The 21339-nt window shown below is 53.2% G+C and carries 18 protein-coding genes and 1 riboswitch; of the genes, 8 read left to right on the plus strand and 10 right to left on the minus strand.

Features of this window, described 5'->3' with window-relative positions; all coding sequences use genetic code 11:
- Positions 1-10 precede the first annotated feature (10 nt).
- Positions 11-1720, minus strand: a complete 1710-nt coding sequence (gene araB, locus WC7_RS21870) for a ribulokinase (RefSeq protein WP_016151675.1) — start codon at positions 1718-1720, stop codon at positions 11-13.
- 339 nt (positions 1721-2059) lie between these two features.
- On the opposite strand from araB, the gene araC reads away from it, so the two are divergent.
- On the plus strand, positions 2060-2905 hold the full coding sequence (gene araC / locus WC7_RS21865) for an arabinose operon transcriptional regulator AraC (RefSeq protein ID WP_003018834.1): 846 nt from the start codon (positions 2060-2062) through the stop codon (positions 2903-2905).
- Between the two features lie 119 nt (positions 2906-3024).
- Positions 3025-3792 (plus strand): DedA family protein, encoded by a 768-nt coding sequence (locus tag WC7_RS21860; RefSeq protein WP_016151676.1) that lies wholly within the window; start codon positions 3025-3027, stop codon positions 3790-3792.
- Between the two features lie 49 nt (positions 3793-3841).
- Here the strand turns inward: WC7_RS21860 and thiQ are convergent, their stop codons facing one another.
- The 4 genes from thiQ to sgrR all read right to left on the minus strand — a co-directional run bounded on the left by thiQ (position 3842) and on the right by sgrR (position 9127).
- Positions 3842-4543, minus strand: coding sequence for a thiamine ABC transporter ATP-binding protein ThiQ (gene thiQ, locus WC7_RS21855; protein ID WP_016151677.1), 702 nt, complete (start codon positions 4541-4543; stop codon positions 3842-3844).
- Positions 4527-6137 carry a thiamine/thiamine pyrophosphate ABC transporter permease ThiP gene (gene thiP, locus WC7_RS21850; protein ID WP_016151678.1) on the minus strand — a complete coding sequence of 537 codons (1611 nt, stop codon included), beginning with the start codon at positions 6135-6137 and terminating at the stop codon, positions 4527-4529. Before thiP ends, thiQ begins: the two co-directional genes overlap by 17 nt.
- On the minus strand, positions 6113-7096 hold the full coding sequence (gene thiB, locus WC7_RS21845) for a thiamine ABC transporter substrate binding subunit (protein WP_016151679.1): 984 nt from the start codon (positions 7094-7096) through the stop codon (positions 6113-6115). Before thiB ends, thiP begins: the two co-directional genes overlap by 25 nt.
- A gap of 33 nt (positions 7097-7129) precedes the next feature.
- Positions 7130-7232, minus strand: a riboswitch (TPP riboswitch).
- A gap of 239 nt (positions 7233-7471) precedes the next feature.
- Entirely contained in the window at positions 7472-9127 is a 1656-nt protein-coding gene (gene sgrR, locus WC7_RS21840; RefSeq protein WP_016151680.1) for an HTH-type transcriptional regulator SgrR, read from the minus strand.
- A gap of 99 nt (positions 9128-9226) precedes the next feature.
- Here sgrR and sgrT point away from each other — a divergent pair, with 99 nt between their 5' ends.
- A complete protein-coding gene (gene sgrT / locus WC7_RS21835) occupies positions 9227-9349 on the plus strand; it encodes a glucose uptake inhibitor SgrT (protein WP_016151681.1) in 123 nt (40 codons plus the stop codon).
- Between the two features lie 115 nt (positions 9350-9464).
- Positions 9465-10643 carry a sugar efflux transporter gene (locus tag WC7_RS21830; RefSeq protein WP_016151682.1) on the plus strand — a complete coding sequence of 393 codons (1179 nt, stop codon included), beginning with the start codon at positions 9465-9467 and terminating at the stop codon, positions 10641-10643.
- Positions 10644-10688: 45 nt separating this feature from the next.
- Here the strand turns inward: WC7_RS21830 and leuD are convergent, their stop codons facing one another.
- The 5 genes from leuD to leuL form a co-directional block, all read right to left on the minus strand.
- Entirely contained in the window at positions 10689-11294 is a 606-nt protein-coding gene (gene leuD, locus WC7_RS21825) for a 3-isopropylmalate dehydratase small subunit (RefSeq protein ID WP_016151683.1), read from the minus strand.
- A 10-nt stretch (positions 11295-11304) separates the two neighbouring features.
- Positions 11305-12705 carry a 3-isopropylmalate dehydratase large subunit gene (gene leuC, locus WC7_RS21820; RefSeq protein WP_016151684.1) on the minus strand — a complete coding sequence of 467 codons (1401 nt, stop codon included), beginning with the start codon at positions 12703-12705 and terminating at the stop codon, positions 11305-11307.
- A 2-nt stretch (positions 12706-12707) separates the two neighbouring features.
- On the minus strand, positions 12708-13799 hold the full coding sequence (leuB, locus tag WC7_RS21815) for a 3-isopropylmalate dehydrogenase (RefSeq protein ID WP_016151685.1): 1092 nt from the start codon (positions 13797-13799) through the stop codon (positions 12708-12710).
- A complete protein-coding gene (gene leuA, locus WC7_RS21810) occupies positions 13799-15370 on the minus strand; it encodes a 2-isopropylmalate synthase (RefSeq protein WP_016151686.1) in 1572 nt (523 codons plus the stop codon). Before leuA ends, leuB begins: the two co-directional genes overlap by 1 nt.
- A gap of 90 nt (positions 15371-15460) precedes the next feature.
- Positions 15461-15547 carry a leu operon leader peptide gene (gene leuL, locus WC7_RS27285; RefSeq protein ID WP_049269161.1) on the minus strand — a complete coding sequence of 29 codons (87 nt, stop codon included), beginning with the start codon at positions 15545-15547 and terminating at the stop codon, positions 15461-15463.
- A 654-nt stretch (positions 15548-16201) separates the two neighbouring features.
- On the opposite strand from leuL, the gene leuO reads away from it, so the two are divergent.
- From leuO to cra, 4 genes are all read left to right on the plus strand, one after another.
- Positions 16202-17149: a transcriptional regulator LeuO gene (gene leuO / locus WC7_RS21805; protein ID WP_016151687.1), complete on the plus strand. Its 948-nt coding sequence runs from the start codon at positions 16202-16204 to the stop codon at positions 17147-17149.
- A gap of 318 nt (positions 17150-17467) precedes the next feature.
- Entirely contained in the window at positions 17468-19192 is a 1725-nt protein-coding gene (gene ilvI / locus WC7_RS21800; protein ID WP_016151688.1) for an acetolactate synthase 3 large subunit, read from the plus strand.
- A 2-nt stretch (positions 19193-19194) separates the two neighbouring features.
- Positions 19195-19686, plus strand: a complete 492-nt coding sequence (ilvN, locus tag WC7_RS21795; RefSeq protein ID WP_003829566.1) for an acetolactate synthase small subunit — start codon at positions 19195-19197, stop codon at positions 19684-19686.
- A gap of 175 nt (positions 19687-19861) precedes the next feature.
- Positions 19862-20866 carry a catabolite repressor/activator gene (gene cra, locus WC7_RS21790; RefSeq protein WP_016151689.1) on the plus strand — a complete coding sequence of 335 codons (1005 nt, stop codon included), beginning with the start codon at positions 19862-19864 and terminating at the stop codon, positions 20864-20866.
- Positions 20867-21339 lie beyond the last annotated feature (473 nt).

The following is a 21339-nucleotide window of genomic DNA, read 5'->3' on the forward strand; positions in this document are numbered from 1 at the left end:
TGTCGTGTCCTTAATGTGTCAGGGTTGCCTGGTCTACCGGGGTTTGTTGCGCCGGAGCGGCAGTCGGAAGGTATTGTTGTTCAGCGCTAACCGCCCACTGCTGGTAGCGGCGGTAAAGCTGTTCAAAACGTTGAGCCTGCTCTGGTCGAGGTTGCAGCGTGTTTTCCACGGCGCTTGCCATCTGTTGCTGAGCGGCTGGGATATCGGTGTGTACTTTCGCGGCAACGGCGGCAAAGATAGCCGCACCGAGTGCGCAGCACTGGTCTGAAGCGACAATCTGTAGCGGACGGTTGAGCACGTCACAACAGGCCTGCATGATGACCGGATTTTTACGGGCGATGCCGCCTAGCGCCATTACGTTGTTAACCGCAATGCCTTGTTCGGTGAAGCATTCCATGATGGCGCGTGCACCAAAGGCGGTGGCGGCAATCAGACCGCCGAACAGCGCTGGCGCGTCGGTTGCCAGATTCAGATCGGTAATCACTCCTTTCAGACGCTGGTTGGCATTGGGCGTACGGCGACCGTTGAACCAGTCGAGCACCACCGGCAGGTGATCCAGCGACGGATTTCTCGCCCAGGCTTCGGTTAGCGCTGGTAGCAGCTGTTTTTGGCTGGCTTTAATCTGGGTCTTCAGCTCCGGGTGCTGCGCGGCAAGCTGCTCCAGCGGCCAGCTCAGCACACGGCTAAACCAGGCATAGATATCGCCGAACGCGGACTGGCCTGCCTCGAGGCCAATAAAATGCGGCACCACGCTGCCATCAACCTGGCCGCAAATGCCTTTCACCGCGCGCTCGCCGACGCTGTGTTTGTCAGCAATCAGAATGTCGCAGGTCGACGTGCCAATGACTTTCACCAGCGTATTGGGCTGTGCGCCCGCGCCGACCGCGCCCATATGGCAGTCAAAAGCGCCGCCTGCAATCACCACGCTTTCCGGTAGTCCCAGACGCTGCGCCCACTCGGCGCACAGGGTGCCAACCGGCAGGTCGGCTGTGAAGGTATCGGTAAACATCGGGTATTGCAGATGGCGGTTAAGGATGGGGTCGAGTTCGTCAAAGAAACTGGCTGGCGGTAGACCACCCCAGCTTTCATGCCACAGGGATTTATGCCCGGCGCTGCAGCGACCGCGACGAATATCCTGTGGACGTACGGTATTAGAGAGCAGGGCCGGAACCCAGTCGCACAGTTCAATCCACGAAACCGCGGCCTCGGCAACCGCGTGGTCCTGACGGGTCACATGCAGGATTTTGGCCCAGAACCATTCGCTGGAATAAATACCGCCGATATAGCGGGAGTAATCGATCTTGCCCGGTGTGTGGCACAGACGGGTAATTTCTTCAGCTTCTTCTACTGAAGTGTGATCTTTCCACAGGACAAACATTGCATTTGGGTTTTCAGCGAACTCCGGACGCAACGCCAGTACGTTGCCGTCGGCATCGATGGGGGCCGGGGTTGAACCGGTGCTGTCAACGCCAATCCCGACCACTTCCGCACGCTGTTTAACGCTCAGTTCGGCCAGCACGGTTTTCAGCGCCGCTTCCATCGATTCAATGTAGTCGCGTGGATGATGGCGAAACTGGTTGTTTGGGCCATCGCAATACTGTCCTTCCTGCCAACGTGGATACCACTCTACGCTGGTGGCGATTTCTTCACCGGTGGCACATTCCACTGCCAAAGCGCGTACTGAATCACTGCCAAAATCGAGGCCAATTGCAATCGCCATCGTCTTACTCCATCCAAAAATACAGGTATGGATAAACAGTAGTTAGTAGGGATAAAAACCGTCAGGCAGGATTCGCTAATCTTATGGACTAAAATGCTGTGGCATCACAAAGTGTGACGCCGTGCAAATAATCAATGTGGACATTTCTGCCGTAGTTATAGACACTTTTGTTAGCCGATTTTAACGTTGGCGCAGTACATATTTTTTACAAAGTGCTTTTCACAAGCGGGGTTGATGGTCCATTACCGCAAACACAGCGGCCCGCAGGGGCGACGGCAATGATGTCTGGCGTAATATGGACAAATTGTTTCTTAGCAGAACATAGGGAGTATTGAAATTATGGCTGAAACGCAAAACGATCCCCTGCTGCCAGGCTATTCGTTTAACGCGCATTTGGTGGCCGGATTAACCCCCATCGAGGCGAACGGATACCTGGATTTTTTTATCGACAGGCCGCTGGGTATGAAGGGCTATATCCTCAATCTCACTATCCGTGGCGAAGGGGTTATCAATAATCAGGGCAAACAATTTGTCTGTCGGCCTGGCGATATTTTGCTGTTTCCGCCCGGAGAAATTCACCACTACGGACGCCATCCTGATGCCAGCGAGTGGTATCACCAGTGGGTTTACTTTCGCCCACGAGCCTACTGGCAGGAGTGGCTGACCTGGCCGGCCATTTTTGCCCAGACTGGATTCTTTCGTCCGGATGAAGCACATCAGCCGCATTTTAACGAACTGTTTGGGCAGATAATTAACGCCGGGCAGGGAGAAGGTCGCTATTCCGAACTGCTGGCGATTAATTTACTGGAACAGTTATTGCTCCGCCGTATGGAAGCCATTAATGAATCGCTGCATCCCCCCATGGACAACCGCGTGCGCGACGCTTGCCAGTACATCAGCGATCACCTGGCGGACAGTAATTTTGATATTGCCAGCGTCGCACAGCACGTCTGCCTGTCGCCTTCCCGTTTGTCGCATCTGTTCCGTCAGCAGTTGGGTATCAGCGTATTAAGCTGGCGCGAGGATCAGCGTATCAGCCAGGCCAAGCTATTGCTGAGTACCACTCGTATGCCCATTGCTACGGTGGGGCGCAATGTTGGCTTTGACGATCAGCTCTATTTTTCTCGCGTTTTCAAAAAATGTACTGGCGCCAGTCCGAGCGAGTTTCGCGCCGGATGTGAATAAAAAGTGAATGATGTGTCCTGAAAGTTGTCATAACTCGCAATCTATTCAGACAATTGATGGCTTGACGAAGTTGAGACGGGTTATCAAAATCCCTGCTTCGTAAATCTGACGGACACATTATGCAAGCATTGCTGGAACACTTTATTCTTCAGTCCGCCCTGTACTCCCTGATCGCCGTACTGCTGGTGGCCTTTCTGGAGTCACTGGCGCTGGTTGGTCTGATTCTGCCCGGTACCGTGATGATGGCGGGACTGGGGGCGCTGATTGGCAGTGGCGAACTGAACTTCTGGCATGCCTGGCTTGCGGGCATCATTGGTTGCCTGTTGGGGGACTGGATCTCTTTCTGGTTGGGCTGGCGCTTTAAAAAGCCGCTGCATCGTTGGTCGTTCATGAAAAAGAACAAGGCGTTGCTGGATAAAACCGAGCACGCGCTGCATCAGCACAGCATGTTTACCATTCTGGTGGGGCGTTTTGTGGGACCGACGCGTCCGCTGGTGCCAATGGTGGCGGGCATGCTGGATCTGCCTGTCGCTAAATTTATCGTCCCGAATATTATTGGTTGCGTACTGTGGCCGCCGTTCTACTTCCTGCCGGGGATCCTGGCGGGGGCGGCAATTGATATTCCTTCTGAGATGCAGAGCGGGGATTTTAAATGGTTGCTGCTGGCGACGGCGCTGTTGCTATGGGTAGGGGGCTGGTTTTGCTGGCGACTGTGGCGTAGCGGCAAAGCGGCAGTCGATCGCTTAACCGCGTATTTCCCCCGCAGCCGTTTACTGTATCTGGCGCCGTTGACGCTTGGGATCGGCGTGGTCGCGCTGGTGGCGTTACTGCGCCATCCGCTGATGCCGGTGTATATTGATATTCTGCGTAAAGTCGTGGGTTTCTGACGATTCTTTTGCCGGATGGCGCTGACGCTTATCCGGCCTGGGAAATCAATCACTCGGCTTTGATGCCCAAGAGCGTCGAGGCGCTGGCCTGACCGCTTAATAACTCATCCGTTTTGCCCTGCCAGGCGATGCGCCCGTCGGCGACCACAATCGAACGGGACGCAATTCGCGCCGCATCTTCTACGCTGTGGGACACCATCAGCAACGTAAGCTGTTTATCGCGACAGACCTCGGCAACCAGCGTTAACATCTCCTGGCGCAGGGCGGGATCGAGCGCAGAGAACGGTTCATCAAGCAGCAAAATGGGTTGTTCCCGCACCAGGCAACGCGCCAGCGCTACGCGCTGTCGCTGACCGCCGGAAAGCTCACCGGGGAGGCGCTCCAGCAGTGAGTCGATCCCCATTTGCTGGGCGATGTGATGCATTTTCTCCCGCTGCGATGCGTTCAGCTTCAATCCCGGGTTAAGGCCCAGGCCGATGTTTTGCTGCACGCTCAGGTGGCTGAACAGGTTATTTTCCTGAAACAGCATCGAAACGGGGCGACGTGAGGGAGGCGTGGCGGTGTGATCTTCACCTTCAATCAACATGGTACCGCTGGCAGGCGTGAGGAAGCCGGCGATCAGATTCAGCAGCGTACTTTTCCCGGCGCCGCTGGGCCCGAGGATCGCGACCTGCTCACCGCGCGCGATCGACAGCGTAAAGCGCATCGGCAAATGGTGATAAAGCCATGTGATATCAATCAGTTTTAACATTTCGACCCGGCAATTTCTCAATAACGGTAAACAGCGTAAAGCACAGGATTAGCAGCAATAACGCCGTAACTGCGCCATCCTGACTGCGATAAGAGCCAATCTGCTGATATAAATAAAACGGCAGGGTGCGGAAATCCTCATTACCAAATAGCGCGACCACGCCAAAATCGCCAATCGACAGCACGCAGGCAAAAGCCATCGCCTGCGCCAGCGGGCGCTTCAGGGCACGCAGTTCAACCACTTTCAGGCGCGACCATCCCTCAATTCCCAACGACTGGCACAACATACTGTAGCGGGTGGTGACGTCCCGCATTGGGTTTTCCAGCACCTTCAGCGCGTAAGGGATCGCCATCAGCGCATTGGTAAAAATGACAATGCCGTCGGCTGATTCGGGGAGTCCAATGGTGTTATTGAGCAGCAGAAAGAAGCCGGTTGCCAGCACGATGCCCGGCATGGCGAGGATCAACATGCCGCTAAGTTCCAGCATCTGACCTGCCAGCACCTGCTGTCGGGCACGCAGTTCACGACTGCTCCATAACAGCATCATGGTGAGAACAACGCACAACGCACCTGCCGCCAGCGCAATACGCAGCGAGGTTCCCAGCGCGTGCCACAGTACAGGTTGCTTAAGAACATCCAGCATATGGCGGTTAAAACCATCGACAATTACCGCCAGCAGCGGCGGCAGCAGTAGCAGCAGGGCCAGAATAATCAGCAGTGCGTCTGCCAGGCGGCTGTGCAGACGATCGTCGGGATCGCGCCAGCCCTGAACCAACGTGGTACCGGGGGCAATGGCGCGGCTCAGACGTTGGCTGAGGAGCACCAGCGCTAAACAACAAACCATCTGGATCAACGCCAGCATGGCGGCGCGGGCGGGATCGTAATCAAAGTTCAGCGCCTGATAAATCGCCAGCTCGATGGTTGTGGCCTGCGGTCCACCGCCCAGCGACAAAACGGTGGCGAAGCTGGCGAAACAGAGCATAAAGATGAGCGCCGCGACGGGAAGGATTTGCCGACGCAGCCACGGCCATTCAACAAAGCGGAAGAAATGCCAGCCGCGCAGACCTAACTGAGCGGCTAACTGTCGCTGTTCGCCGGGAATATTCTCCAGAGACTGCAACAGCAGACGACTGGCCATCGGCAGATTGAAAAAGACGTGCGCCAGCAGAATGCCCTGCAGACCGTACGGCGAAAACGTCCATTCCAGCCCGAATGTATGCCAGATCGAGGCCAGCCAGCCCTGACGACCGTACACGCTAAGAATACCGAAGACTGCGACCAGCACTGGCAGGATTAACGTCATCGCGCACAGGCGCAGCAGCGCCTGTCGTCCTGGAAAACGGCGGCGATAGAGCGCTCTGGCAAGGAAAATCGCCGGGATGACCGACAGCACTGCGGATAAAAAAGCCTGCCAGAAAGAAAAGCGCACCACGTGCCACAGGTAGTCGTCTTGCCACAGTGAGAGCCACTTCCCCCGTGGGGCGTTAAACCACAGCGCCAGAAACGCGGCCAGGGCAACGGCCACCATCAGCGTGGCGGCGGTAAGCCCTGGAACCAGCCAGCCGGGAATTAACGGCTGACGGCGCGTTGCCATTCGCTAATCCATGCCTGGCGTTGAGCCGCAACCTGCTGCGGCGTAAATTCCAGCGCGGTGGCTGGCTTATTCAGTTGCTCGAATCCAGACGGTAGGGCGACCTGGGTTACCGGATACATCCAGTTGCCGGTCGGAATCGCGTTCTGGAAGGCCGGAGACACCATAAACTTGAGGAATTTCTCGGCCAGTTCCGGCTGTTTGCTGGCCGCAGTACGGGCGGCGACTTCTACCTGCAAATAGTGGCCTTCGCTAAAGTTGGCTGCGGCGTAGTTGTCTTTTTTCTCGGCGATGATGTGATAGGCCGGAGAGGTGGTGTAGCTGAGTACCAGGTCGCTTTCGCCCTTCAGGAACAGGCCGTAGGCTTCACTCCAGCCCTTGGTGACCGTGACGGTTTTTGCCGAAAGCGCGCGCCAGGCCTCCGGCGCCTTATCGCCATAGACTTTCTGCATCCATAGCAGCAGGCCCAGCCCCGGCGTGCTGGTACGCGGGTCCTGATAAATGACGCGCCATTTTTGATCGCTCTCTACCAGTTCTTTCAGGCTTTTGGGCGGATTCTTCAGCTTGTTCTTATCATAAACGAAGGCGAAATAGCCGTAATCAAACGGAACGAAGGTATCGTTTTTCCAGCCGCCGGGCACGTTTACGGCTTCACTTGCTACACCGCTTTTGGCAAACAGTTTGGTTTGGGTGGCGGCTTCCAGAAGGTTGTTATCGAGGCCCAGTACGACGTCAGCTTTACTGTTTTTTCCTTCCATGCGCAGGCGGTTAAGCAGCGAGACGCCATCTTCCAGCGCGACCAGTTTCAGTTCACAGTTGCAGTCAGCTTCAAAGGCTTTTTTTATTGTCGGGCCCGGGCCCCAGTCAGCTGCGAACGAGTCGTAGGTATATACGGTCAGTACAGGTTTGGCGAAAGCAGGCGCTGCGCACAGCAGTAAAAGCGGAAGACATTTTTTAAACACTTTGCACCTCATAAAGTTGGGTGGCAAAGGACTTGAGTTGCAGCCTCAAATCCCTTCGCCGGCATTATCCGGATCAGGTTCGACGGGTATCTCTCAGCCCATACACTTCATCATTCACGCTGCCTCTGTGTTGGCTGCGTTACTCGGCCCATCTCCGGGCCTCGCCCCTTCGGGGCCGCTGCAAGCAGCGTTCAAATCTGCTCCCGGCAGATTTGTCGCTCACCCCAGTCACATAGTTATCTATGCTCCTGGGGACTCACTCGCTTGCCGCCTTGATGCAGCGTGAATGATTTTGTGTATGTTTTTATTTAGCACCCCGTTGAGAACGGCGTTAGTGTAATGATTTTGTTGCTATGCGGCAATCAAGAGCCGGATCTAAGGATCCGGTGGTGCAAACCACGCTGATTTAAAATCAAACCAGCCGAGGGTGTTCATGCGTAACCCGCGCATACTGCGCTGTCCTTGAATGATGAGCCAGTGGTGGATTAGCGGCACAATGGCCTTTGTAGCGAGCAGCTGTTGGCACCATGCCGCCAGGCTCATTTCGCCCGTTCGCCAGCGGGCCGCATCGTTTTCCCAGTCCCGCGAGATACAGTTTTGCAGCAACGGGACTTCGCACAAATGGGCGAACAGCGAGAAATCCAGCGGTAGGGTAAAGTTGGCGCTGTTGAGCCAGATATCGCTGACGATTTCACCCGCATGCCACTGATCGTAGTCGATCTCCTGAATATTTAACTGTACCTGATGCTCTGCCAGCAACGTCTTCATGATCTGCGCGATAATCCGATGTTCGATGTGATCGCGATAGTAGGTGATCGTCAGCGTTTCCAGTCCGGCGGGTTTTTCACCATGGCCGGGTTTGGCATGGTGCCAGCGGGGGAGCAAACCGTAGGCGGGAAACCACAGTCGCTGGAACTGTTCGTCGGCGTGGCAGATGAGATGGGTTGGCGAAAGAACGCGGCTAACCCAATCGCGAACCTCCTGATTAGCGCCACGGTGGGTGCGCGCATCAAACAGCAGGTAGTAGCATCCTTCCTCGAGGCGGCTTTCGATCGCCTTTTCATCCTCCGTGGGGCCTTTTAGCGTCAACCCACCGCCAGGCTCTTCACCGATATCGGGTAAAACCCAAACGTTAACTTCGTCGATCAGCGCCCGGTAGCCAAAGTAATCATCAAATGCATGAATTTTCAGTTGGTTATTGGTATTGCGCATCACCGCATAGGGACCAGTGCCAATTGGGTGGCTGGAGAAGTTGCTGAGCGTCTCCCATTCTCGCGGCAGGATCATGGCGGGGACTTGCCCCAATAGCCAGGGAAGCCAGCGGTCGGGTTGGGCGAGATGGATATCCAGCGTCCAGGCCGTGGGAGAAACGATCTGCGTGATGTGCGAGTACAGCGGCAGGGCTTTAATGCGCATCAGCGAGGTGATGACATCTTCCATTTCCAGTTCGCGACCATGATGAAAATGAATCCCCGGACGCAGGAAGAATCGCCAGTGTAAAGGTGAAATCTGCTGCCAGTGATGGGCGATGTCCGCTTCCAGTTCCCCATTTTCCTCATTTACCCGAATTAAGGCGCTGAAGATTTGCCGGGCGATATGAGTTTCTGAACGGCGTAGCGCCGTACCGGGAAGCAGGTTGTGCATGGGACGATAATAGAGAACGCGCATGATGTGCCGCCCCTGGCGAAAGCTGCGTCCCAGGTGCGAAACCAGCATCTGTCGTACGGCCGTTTTGTCACCGACCAGCTGCACCAGTTGATCGATGCGATCCTGTTCCAGCAGGTCTTCTGCTCGCTGCTGCTGGAGTGCCAGCCCGGTATATAGGAAAGTCAGGCGCGAGCGTTTACCTCGCCCAACTTCGGCTTCCCACGTTAACCAGCCGCGTTCTTGCATGGTATTGAGCAGGGTACGCATATGGCGGCGCGAACAACTCAGCAGCTCCGCCAGCTCGTTCAGCGTCGTGTCTTGCGTTTTGCCGTCACAGCATTGCCACAGACGGATGAACTGTTGTTGCAGACGACCAGAAGACATAAAAGGGGAACTCCTGCGAAAAACTCAGCAATTTTATTTTCCCTATATTAAGCCAATAATAGATTCCGATGAAGCGATGAGACAACGAAGGGGTCATCTATGCGTCAGTTCTGGTTGAAATACTTTACCGCGACAGAAAAATCGTCCTGGTTGGCTTGCCTGAGCGCACCGCAGCGCTTAAAGATGCTCGAAGAACTGATGCAGTGGGAGGTGACAGCCTGACTCCTGAATTGGGAATTGCAGACATCATGTGTGACTGAGTATTGGTGTTAATCGCCGCGCCAGCAGATAATCACTGCTGGCTTTTTTTGTTTCTGCTGCGCTAAAAGGAACTGTAATGCTCTGGATTATGACCATGGGACGGCGCCTCAACGGCGTTTACGCGGCATTTATGCTGGTCGCTTTTATGATGGGCGTAGCAGGTGCATTGCAGGCACCCACGCTGAGCTTGTTCCTGAGCCGTGAAGTCGGGGCGCAGCCGTTTTGGGTCGGGCTGTTTTATACCGTCAATGCGATTGTCGGGATCGTTGTCAGCCTTGGCCTCGCGAAACGATCCGACAGCCAGGGCGACAGGCGCAAGCTGATCATGTTCTGCTGCCTGATGGCAATCGGAAACGCGCTGCTGTTTGCGTTTAATCGCCACTATCTCACGCTTATCACCTGCGGTGTGCTGCTGGCCTCGCTGGCGAATACTGCCATGCCGCAGCTGTTTGCGCTGGCGCGGGAATACGCTGATAACTCCGCGCGTGAAGTGGTGATGTTTAGCTCGGTGATGCGTGCGCAGCTTTCGCTGGCCTGGGTAATTGGACCGCCGCTGGCCTTCATGCTGGCGCTGAATTACGGCTTTACGGCGATGTTTTCCATTGCCGCAGGGATTTTCGCCATTAGCCTGGTGCTGATTGCGCTGATACTGCCGTCTGTCGCGCGGGTGGAGCAACCTGTTGACGTACCGCTGGAACAGACCGGCGGTTGGCAGGACAAAAATGTGCGCATGTTGTTTATTGCCTCCACGCTGATGTGGACCTGCAATACCATGTACATCATCGATATGCCGCTGTGGATAAGCCTTGAGCTGGGGTTACCGGACAAGCTGGCCGGTATCCTGATGGGGACGGCGGCTGGGCTGGAAATTCCGGCGATGATCCTGGCGGGCTACTATGTGAAGCGCTTTGGCAAACGGCGAATGATGATCGCGGCCGTCGCGGCGGGCGTACTGTTTTATCTTGGTTTGATCTTCTTTCACAGCCGCACGGCGCTGCTGGCGCTGCAACTGTTTAATGCAGTATTTATCGGTATCATCGCCGGGATAGGAATGCTGTGGTTTCAGGATCTTATGCCCGGGCGTGCGGGGTCAGCGACCACATTATTTACCAACAGTATTTCAACGGGGGTCATTCTCGCGGGAGTGATTCAGGGGGCTGTTGCGCAAAGCTACGGTCACTTTGCCGTCTATTGGGTGATTGCGGCGATTTCTGTGGTCACGCTGGTGATGACCGGGCGGGTGAAGGACGTTTGATTTTTGGAGTGCCGGATGCGCTGCGCTTATCCGGCACCACAAGGACTAGCGCATAAACGCTGGCTGCTTGTCTTCGTACTCGGTGATGGCTGCTTCATGCTGCAGCGTCAGTCCGATGCTGTCCAGACCGTTCAGCATGCAGTGGCGGCGGAAGTCGTCGATTTTAAAGCTGTAGGACTTATCGCCCGCTTTCACCACCTGCGCTTCCAGATCCACTTCAAATTTAATGCCCGGATTGGCTTTCACCAGGGCGAACATTTCATCTACCTGCGCATCGCTCAGGGTCACCGGCAGCAGTTGGTTATTGAAGCTGTTGCCGTAGAAGATGTCGGCGAAGCTTGGCGCGATCACCACTTTAAAGCCGTAATCGGTCAGCGCCCATGGCGCATGTTCACGTGAAGAGCCGCAGCCAAAGTTTTCCCGCGCCAGCAGAATTGACGCGCCTTTATATTCCGGGAAGTTCAGTACGAACTCTGGGTTAGGCTGTTGCCCTTTTTCGTCCAGGAAACGCCAGTCGTTAAACAGATGAGCGCCAAAACCGGTGCGCGTAACCTTCTGCAAAAACTGTTTGGGAATAATCGCGTCGGTATCCACGTTGGCGGCATCCAGTGGGACAACCAGGCCGGTATGTTGGGTAAATTTCTCTGCCATGGTAGTTTCCTTATTTGATGCTGCGAATGTCGGCAAAATGACCGGTAACGGCGGCAGCGGCGGCCATGGCCGGGCTGACTAAATGCGTGCGACCACCGCGGCCCTGGCGGCCTTCAAAGTTACGGTTGCTGGTGGATGCACAGCGCTCGCCTGGGTTCAGGCGGTCATTGTTCATGGCCAGACACATGGAACAGCCCGGTAAACGCCATTCAAACCCGGCTTCGATGAAGATCTTGTCCAGACCTTCCGCTTCAGCCTGCGCTTTCACCGGACCAGAACCCGGTACAACCAGCGCCTGTACGCCTGGCGCAACTTTGCGCCCTTTGGCGATTTGGGCCGCAGCGCGTAAATCTTCAATACGCGAGTTGGTACAGGAACCGATAAACACTTTATCAATAGCCACTTCTGTTAACGGAATACCCGGTTTCAGCCCCATATATGCCAGCGCTTTTTCAGCCGATGCGCGCTCAACGGGATCGGAAAATGACGCCGGGTCGGGAATATTATCGTTCACCGAGATGACCTGACCCGGGTTCGTACCCCAAGTGACCTGCGGTGCGATCTCTTCTGCCTGCAGGGTAACGACGGTATCAAACGTCGCGTTGTCGTCGGTTTTCAGCGTTTTCCAGTACGCAACCGCGTTGGTAAAATCCTCACCCTTCGGTGCGTGTAAACGCCCCTGCACATAGTTAAAGGTGGTTTCATCCGGTGCGACCAGACCCGCTTTGGCGCCCATTTCAATGGCCATGTTGCACAGGGTCATACGGCCTTCCATGCTCAGCGCACGGATGGCTTCGCCACAAAATTCAACGACGTGTCCAGTACCGCCTGCACTACCGGTTTTACCGATAATCGCCAGCACGATATCTTTGGCGGTAATGCCAGGTGCTGCTGTGCCGTTAACTTCAATCTTCATGGTTTTGGCACGCCCCTGTTTCAGGGTCTGCGTCGCCAGAACGTGTTCAACTTCAGAGGTGCCAATACCAAAGGCCAGCGCGCCAAACGCGCCGTGTGTGGCGGTGTGGGAGTCGCCGCAAACGATAGTCATACCCGGCAACGTCACGCCTTGCTCAGGCCCCATCACGTGAACGATCCCCTGATACGGGTGGTTCAGGTCGTACAGTTCGACGCCAAATTCATTGCAGTTTTTGATTAATTCCTGCATCTGAATGCGCGCCATTTTGCCGGAAGCGTTAATGTCTTTGGTTTGCGTGGAGACGTTATGGTCCATGGTGGCAAAGGTTTTACCCGGCTGGCGCACCTGACGGCCATGCGCACGCAGGCCATCAAACGCCTGCGGAGAGGTCACTTCATGCACCAGATGTCTGTCGATATACAACAGCGGGGTTTCGTTTTGCGCTTCGTAGACGACGTGCGCATCGAACAATTTTTCATATAACGTTTTGGCCATGATTACACCCCTTCTGCGACGTAACGGGCAATAATGTCACCCATTTCATCGGTACCGACTGCGGCAGCGCCACGGGCTAAGTCACCGGTGCGAATGCCTTCTTCTAATGCGCGGTTGATGGCGCTCTCAATTGCGGTTGCCGCATCATTGGCGTCCAGGCTGTAGCGCAGCAGCAGCGCCAGCGAAAGGATTTGTGCGATAGGGTTAGCAATGTTTTTCCCGGCGATATCCGGAGCGGAGCCGCCAGCGGGCTCGTACAGACCAAAGCCCTGCTCATTCAGGCTGGCGGACGGTAACATCCCCATTGATCCGGTGATCATGGCGCATTCGTCAGACAGAATGTCGCCAAACAAGTTGGAGCACAGCAGCACGTCGAACTGGGATGGATCTTTGATCAACTGCATCGTCGCGTTGTCGATGTACATATGCGCCAGCTCAACATCCGGATATTCATTAGCAATTTCATTGACGATTTGGCGCCACAGAATAGACGTTTGCAGTACGTTGGCTTTATCAATCGACGTGACTTTGCGGCGACGCTGGCGAGCAGATTCAAACGCGATACGTGCGATACGCTCGATCTCGAAACGGTGATAAACCTCGGTATCAAAGGCTTTTTCATGTTGTCCGCTGCCTTCGCGGCCTTTTGGCTGACCGAAGTAGATACCGCCGGTCAGTTCGCGCACGCACAGGATGTCGAAACCGTTCGCGGCAATATCTGCGCGCAGAGGGCAAAATGCTTCCAGCCCCTGGTACAGCTTAGCCGGGCGCAGGTTGCTGAATAATTTGAAGTGTTTACGCAACGGCAGCAGCGCGCCGCGTTCAGGCTGCTGATTGGGTGGCAGATTTTCCCATTTCGGGCCGCCAACGGAGCCAAACAGAATGGCGTCAGCTTGCTCACAGCCTTCAACCGTCGCTGGCGGCAGCGGCTGACCATGGTTATCGATAGCGGCCCCCCCCACGTCGTAGTGGCTGGTGGTAATGCGCATGTTAAAACGGTTGCGGATTGCGTCCAGTACCTTCAGGGCTTGCGCCAACACTTCCGGGCCAATACCGTCGCCCGGCAAAACAGCAATATGATAATTCTTCGACATCACACGGTTTCCTTGTTGTTCTCGTTGTTCTGAGCTTTGCGTTGCAATTCTTTTTCGACTTCTTCGGCGCGCCAAATGTTGTTCAGCACATGAACCATCGCTTTCGCGGACGATTCGACGATATCTGTTGCCAGACCGACGCCGTGGAAGCGGCGACCGTTATAATTAGCAACGATATCCACCTGGCCCAGCGCATCTTTACCGTGCCCTTTGGCGGTCAGGCTGTATTTCACCAGTTCGATGTTGTACTCGGTCACACGGTTGATGGCCTGATAAATGGCATCGACCGGACCGTTGCCGTTCGCCGCTTCGGCTTTGACTTCTTCACCGCAGGCCAGCTTGACGGAGGCGGTGGCGATGTCATTTGAGCCGGACTGCACGCTGAAGTAATCCAGACGGAAATGCTCCGGCTCTTCCTGCTGTTTATTAATAAAGGCCAGCGCTTCCAGGTCGTAATCAAATACCTGACCTTTTTTATCCGCCAGCTTCAGGAATGCGTCGTACAGGTTGTCCAGGTTGTATTCATTCTCTTTATATCCCATCTCATCCATACGGTGTTTCACCGCGGCGCGTCCGGAACGGGAAGTCAGGTTCAACTGCACCTGGTTCAGACCGATGGATTCAGGCGTCATGATTTCGTAGTTTTCACGATTTTTCAGTACGCCGTCCTGATGGATGCCAGAGGAGTGGGCAAAGGCGCCGCTACCGACAATGGCTTTGTTGGCCGGAATGGGCATGTTGCAGATTTGGCTGACTAACTGACTGGTACGCCAGATTTCTTGGTGATTAATGCGGGTCTGTACGTTCAGGATATCTTTGCGCACTTTGATCGCCATGATCACTTCTTCCAGTGAGCAGTTACCGGCGCGTTCGCCGATACCGTTCATCGCGCCTTCCACCTGGCGAGCACCGGCGTGGACGGCCGCCAACGCGTTGCCAACGCCCAGACCTAAATCATCATGGGTGTGCACGGAGATGATGGCTTTATCGATATTCGGTACGCGTTCATACAGACCAGAAATGATTGCTCCGAATTCGAAAGGCATGGTGTAGCCCACGGTATCGGGGATATTGATGGTTTTGGCACCCGCATTAATCGCGGCTTCGACCACGCGGGCCAGATCGGCAATAGGGGTACGGCCAGCATCCTCGCATGAGAACTCCACGTCATCCGTATAATTACGCGCACGCTTCACCATGTAGACTGCTCGCTCGATCACTTCATCCAACGTGCTGCGCAATTTCGTCGCGATATGCATCGGCGAGGTGGCGATGAACGTATGAATGCGGAAGGCCTCAGCGACTTTCAGAGATTCTGCGGCAACGTCGATATCTTTTTCTACGCAGCGGGCTAAGGCGCAAACGCGGCTGTTCTTAACCTGACGAGCGATGGTTTGTACGGACTCAAAGTCACCCGGTGAAGAGACCGGAAAACCGACCTCCATCACGTCAACGCCCATACGCTCGAGGGCCAGCGCAATCTGCAGTTTTTCTTTCACACTCAGGCTCGCCTGTAACGCCTGTTCACCGTCACGTAAGGTGGTATCGAAAATAATGACTTGCTGGCTCATGGTTTAGGTCCTTGGTCTTTAGGGCGCCTTGCTTCGAGCATAAAAAAACCCGCGCAACGGCGCGGGTTTTTTGTCTTAACTGGAGCTGACTTAATGCTGAATGTCGTCCACCAGTCTACCGCGCAATGAGAATGCGTTTAGTAGTAGTAGACCGATAAAACGAGCAATGTAAGTCATCAATCAAGCTCCAGGCGAATGCGATATGCTTTTAGTGGTACTGGATATGAAGACTGATGTCAACCCCACTCCCTGCAAATGCTCCCGTTAAGGGGGAAAGTTTCTGATAAACTTAAGCGAATTGTGCTGAATTTCTCAGGGTATATAAAATTAATCATCTGATCGTTGAACATATTTTTCACGGTTTGACATATTTAAGCATATTTATTTGCATTTATGGTAACGAAGAACTAAAGATAACGCCTCATTTGGGATTTCATATCTTTATGATTTATCAGCTTTTATATTCATTATGAATGGATGAAACCAATGTGTTACCCAATAATTGATAAATTAATGTTAACTTTTAATGTGTTAATAATAGAAATGTTTAATTAAAACTTAAATACATATTCACTGTGCGTATGATTGTGTATTCGCCACGCTTATGGTTATATTGTTTTCGAAATTTAAACATATGAATCATCGCGCAGTGACATCTGCCGCACTACGCTTGTGGTGTTCTTTTGTACATTTAGATTTGTGCCTTTATGTTTTCCTAATTTTAATGTTTTTCCTTTTTCTTATTTTATATGCATGGTAAATCATATTAACGGAGATTATTTCTGCACTCCGTCTGGGAAAAGGGAGTTTAGAGTGACAGTGGAGTTAAATATGCCAGAAGTAAAAATAATAGATAAATCTAATCTCATAGAGATGGGGAAGCCACAGCTTCGCATGGTTGATCTTAATTTATTAACTGTTTTTGATGCGGTGATGCAGGAACAAAATATTACGCGTGCTGCACATACGCTGGGGATGTCGCAACCCGCTGTCAGTAATGCGGTCGCACGCCTGAAAGTCATGTTTAACGATGAGCTTTTTGTTCGTTATGGCCGTGGAATCCAGCCGACAGCAAGAGCCTTCCAGCTGTTTGGCTCCGTTCGTCAGGCATTGCAATTAGTGCAGAATGAACTGCCTGGTTCCGGCTTTGAACCTACCAGCAGCGAGCGTGTATTCAATCTTTGCGTATGCAGTCCATTGGATAATATTCTTACTTCGTTGATTTATAATCGAGTTGAACAAGTCGCGCCGAACATTAATGTCGTTTTTAAATCTTCACTAAATTTAAATACCGAGCACCAATTACGTTATCAGGAAACTGAGTTTGTTATTAGCTATGAAGAATTCCGTCGTCCGGAATTTACCAGTGTTCCGTTATTCAATGACGAAATGGTGTTAGTGGCAAGCAAAAAACATCCACGCATTAGTGGCCCATTGCTGGAGAGCAATCTCTATCATGAACAGCATGCCGTGGTTTCGCTCGATCGCTTCGCCTCATTCAGCCAGCCGTGGTATGACACACCGGATAAACAATCCTGCGTGGCTTATCAGGGAATGGCATTAATCAGCGTGCTTAATATTGTGTCGCAAACGCACCTGGTCTCTATTGCGCCGCGTTGGTTGGCTGAAGAGTTCGCCGATTCTTTAGAACTGCAGATATTGCCTTTACCTTTAAAATTGAATAGCCGCACATGTTATCTTTCCTGGCATGAGGCTGCGGGGCGCGATAAAGGACATCAATGGATGGAAGAACTGTTGGTCTCCGTCTGTAAGAAGTAGCCGCTGGCAGAATAAATCGGGGAATACATCTGGTTTATTCTGCTTTTATCTTTATATCTAAAATTTTGTGCTGAACTCAACTTTTTACGTATGTCTGAAAGTGTAAAAAAATAGACTAATTGCTGTAAGTCCCCCTTTTTAAGCGATTATTTATCATATCAATTGCTTATGCTGGTTTAATTCTCCATTTATTCAATTCTGACCTCCGTTTTATTCTTATTTACTCCAGTGCCACCCCTTCGGAGTCAATTGCCATGCGTCATCGTCAGCGGTTAATGTGTTGTTAAACCGTAATTCATTATAAGAGTGAGGCAAGCCATGGAGATGTTGTCTGGAGCCGAGATGGTCGTCCGATCGCTTATCGATCAGGGTGTGAAGCAGGTATTCGGTTATCCCGGGGGGGCCGTTCTCGATATTTATGATGCATTGCATACGGTCGGCGGTATTGATCATGTGTTAGTCCGTCATGAGCAAGCCGCGGTACATATGGCTGATGGCCTGGCGCGTGCCACGGGAGAAGTGGGCGTCGTTTTGGTCACTTCCGGACCAGGGGCAACCAATGCGATCACCGGGATTGCAACAGCATATATGGATTCCATTCCGCTGGTGATCCTCTCCGGCCAGGTCGCCACTTCCCTGATTGGCTACGATGCCTTCCAGGAGTGCGACATGGTGGGTATATCCCGCCCGGTGGTAAAACACAGTTTTCTGGTTAAACAAACGGAAGATATCCCGCAGGTGCTGAAAAAAGCCTTCTGGTTGGCGGCAAGCGGTCGTCCGGGGCCGGTGGTGGTGGATTTGCCGAAAGATATTCTGAATCCGGCGAAAAAACTGCCTTATAGCTGGCCGGAGTCGGTGAGTATGCGTTCGTATAACCCGACAACGACCGGGCACAAAGGACAGATAAAACGTGCTTTGCAGACGCTGGTCGCGGCGAAGAAACCGGTTGTCTATGTTGGTGGTGGCGCGGTGAATGCCGCCTGTCACGAACAACTGGGGCAAATTGCCGAAGCACTCAATCTGCCGGTTGTCTCCTCGCTGATGGGGTTAGGCGCGTTTCCGGCCACGCATCGCCAGGCGCTGGGAATGTTGGGCATGCATGGTACTTACGAAGCGAATATGACCATGCATCATTCTGATGTGATCTTTGCCGTCGGCGTTCGTTTTGACGATCGAACGACCAATAACCTGGCAAAATATTGCCCGAATGCGACCGTGCTGCATATCGACATCGATCCGACCTCTATTTCAAAAACCGTCACTGCGGATATTCCGATTGTGGGCGATGCTCGCCTGGTGCTGGATCAGATGCTTGAACTGCTGCCGCAGGAGAAATCGCAGCAGCCGCTGGATGATAACCGTGACTGGTGGCAACAGATTGAACACTGGCGCGCTCGTCAGTGCCTGAAATACGACACGCAAAGTGAAAGTATTAAACCGCAGGCGGTGATTGAAACCATCTGGCGTCTGACGAAAGGGGATGCATACGTGACCTCTGACGTTGGCCAGCATCAAATGTTTGCCGCACTTTACTATCCGTTCGATAAACCACGCCGCTGGATTAACTCAGGCGGCCTCGGCACCATGGGATTCGGTTTACCCGCGGCGTTAGGGGTGAAAATGGCGCTGCCGGATGAAACGGTGGTGTGCGTTACCGGGGATGGCAGCATTCAGATGAACATCCAGGAACTGTCGACGGCGCTGCAATATGAGCTACCGGTACTGGTGCTCAACCTTAACAACCGCTATCTCGGCATGGTCAAACAGTGGCAGGACATGATTTACTCCGGGCGTCACTCCCAGTCTTACATGCAGTCGCTACCCGATTTTGTGCGCCTTGCTGAAGCTTATGGGCATATCGGTATCCAGATTAATCATCCAGGCGAACTGGAGAGCAAGCTGGGCGAAGCGCTGGAACATGTGCGTAATCATCGCCTGGTGTTTGTTGATGTCACCGTCGACGGCAGTGAGCATGTCTACCCGATGCAGATTCGTGGGGGCGGGATGGACGAAATGTGGTTAAGTAAAACGGAGAGGACCTGATTATGCGCCGGATATTATCAGTATTGCTGGAAAACGAGTCGGGTGCATTGTCACGTGTGATTGGCCTCTTCGCCCAGCGCGGATACAACATTGAAAGCCTGACCGTCGCGCCGACTGACGACCCGACCTTATCGCGGATGACGATTCAAACGGTAGGGGATGAGAAAGTCCTGGAGCAGATCGAAAAGCAGCTACACAAACTGGTGGACGTTCTGCGCGTCAGCGAACTGGGGCAGGGCGCCCACGTTGAACGAGAAATCATGTTGGTGAAAATCCAGGCCAGCGGCTATGGCCGGGAAGAGGTGAAACGCAACACGGAGATATTCCGTGGGCAAATCATCGATGTTACGCCGTCGATCTACACCGTACAGCTGGCGGGCACCAGCGATAAGCTGGATGCGTTTCTGGCAACGCTACGGGAAGTCGCCAAAATCGTGGAAGTTGCCCGTTCCGGCGTGGTGGGGCTTTCCCGCGGCGATAAAATTATGCGCTAACGCTTACCTGACCTACGCGAGATGCATTGGCTATCGGTTGCTTTTTTTTGCGAAATCAGCAGTAACCAGAGACAAAAGCGGTTGCCGCAGTCATTATTCTGCGCTTAGATGTTAAGAAGTTTAACCCATGCCATCTCAAAGGTTATGGTTTGTACATTTTACGCAAGGGGCAATTGTGAAACTGGATGAAATCGCTCGGTTGGCCGGCGTTTCGCGAACGACTGCAAGCTACGTTATTAACGGCAAAGCAAAGCAATACCGCGTAAGCGACAAAACGGTTGAAAAAGTCATGGCGGTGGTGCGTGAGCATAATTACCACCCGAATGCCGTGGCGGCCGGGCTGCGTGCTGGACGCACACGTTCTATCGGGCTGGTGATCCCGGATCTCGAAAACACGAGCTATACCCGGATCGCAAACTATCTGGAGCGCCAGGCTCGTCAGCGCGGGTATCAACTACTGATTGCCTGCTCTGAAGATCAGCCGGATAACGAAATGCGCTGTATTGAGCATCTTTTACAACGTCAGGTTGATGCCATTATCGTTTCGACTTCCTTGCCGCCTGAACATCCGTTTTATCAGCGCTGGGCGAACAGTTCATTCCCGATTGTGGCGCTGGATCGCGCGCTGGATCGTGAACATTTCACCAGCGTGGTGGGCGCAGACCAGGATGATGCGCAGATGCTGGCGGAGGAGTTACGTAAATTCCCTGCTGAAACCGTGCTCTATCTGGGGGCGCTTCCTGAATTGTCCGTCAGTTTCCTGCGCGAACAGGGTTTCCGTACCGCGTGGAAGGACGATCCGCGTGAAGTGCATTTTCTCTATGCCAACAGCTATGAGCGGGAGGCGGCCGCGCAGTTATTTGATAAATGGCTGGAAACGCATCCAATGCCTCAGGCGCTGTTTACCACGTCGTTTGCCCTGTTGCAGGGGGTGATGGATGTGACCCTGCGCCGCGACGGGCAGTTACCGTCTGATTTAGCGATTGCGACTTTTGGCGACCACGAGCTGCTCGACTTCCTGCAGTGCCCGGTACTGGCGGTGGCGCAGCGCCATCGAGATGTCGCGGAACGCGTGCTGGAGATTGTGTTGGCAAGCCTGGATGAGCCGCGTAAACCCAAACCAGGTTTAACGCGTATACGGCGTAATCTGTACCGTCGCGGTATTCTAAGCCGTAACTAAGTTGCCTCAATTGATGATGTCGGCGGATAAGCCTCTGACATCATCAATTATCCCGTTCTCGGAAATAACCGCATTATAATTAAGAATATTCTTTAGAATTATCTGAAATTGATTCTTCTATTATGCCGAATTAAAAATGCAACTATCCATTTTTGGGTAATTGAGACGTAACGATGCGTTACGGTTGTATTATTTTGTTACAAGCATGTAGAAATTTGCCGAATTAACAAACACTTTACTGGTGTGTTGCGGCAATCTCGCCCTTATCTCGCTCCTGTGCGGCGTACAGACTGATTAACTGGTACTGTTATCTCGCTGCATATTGTCCTAAAATGCCGCTCGCGTCGCAAACTGACACTTTATATTTTTCTTTTGATGATATTCAGTTGTTTTAAACAATCATGAGTTGTTGGATTTTTTTCTTACAAATATTCATGACGTTAATTTGCTTCGTTTGCTGTACGGAATTTGTT

The organism is Citrobacter sp. KTE151, from assembly GCF_000398845.1.
Lineage (GTDB): Bacteria > Pseudomonadota > Gammaproteobacteria > Enterobacterales > Enterobacteriaceae > Citrobacter > Citrobacter braakii.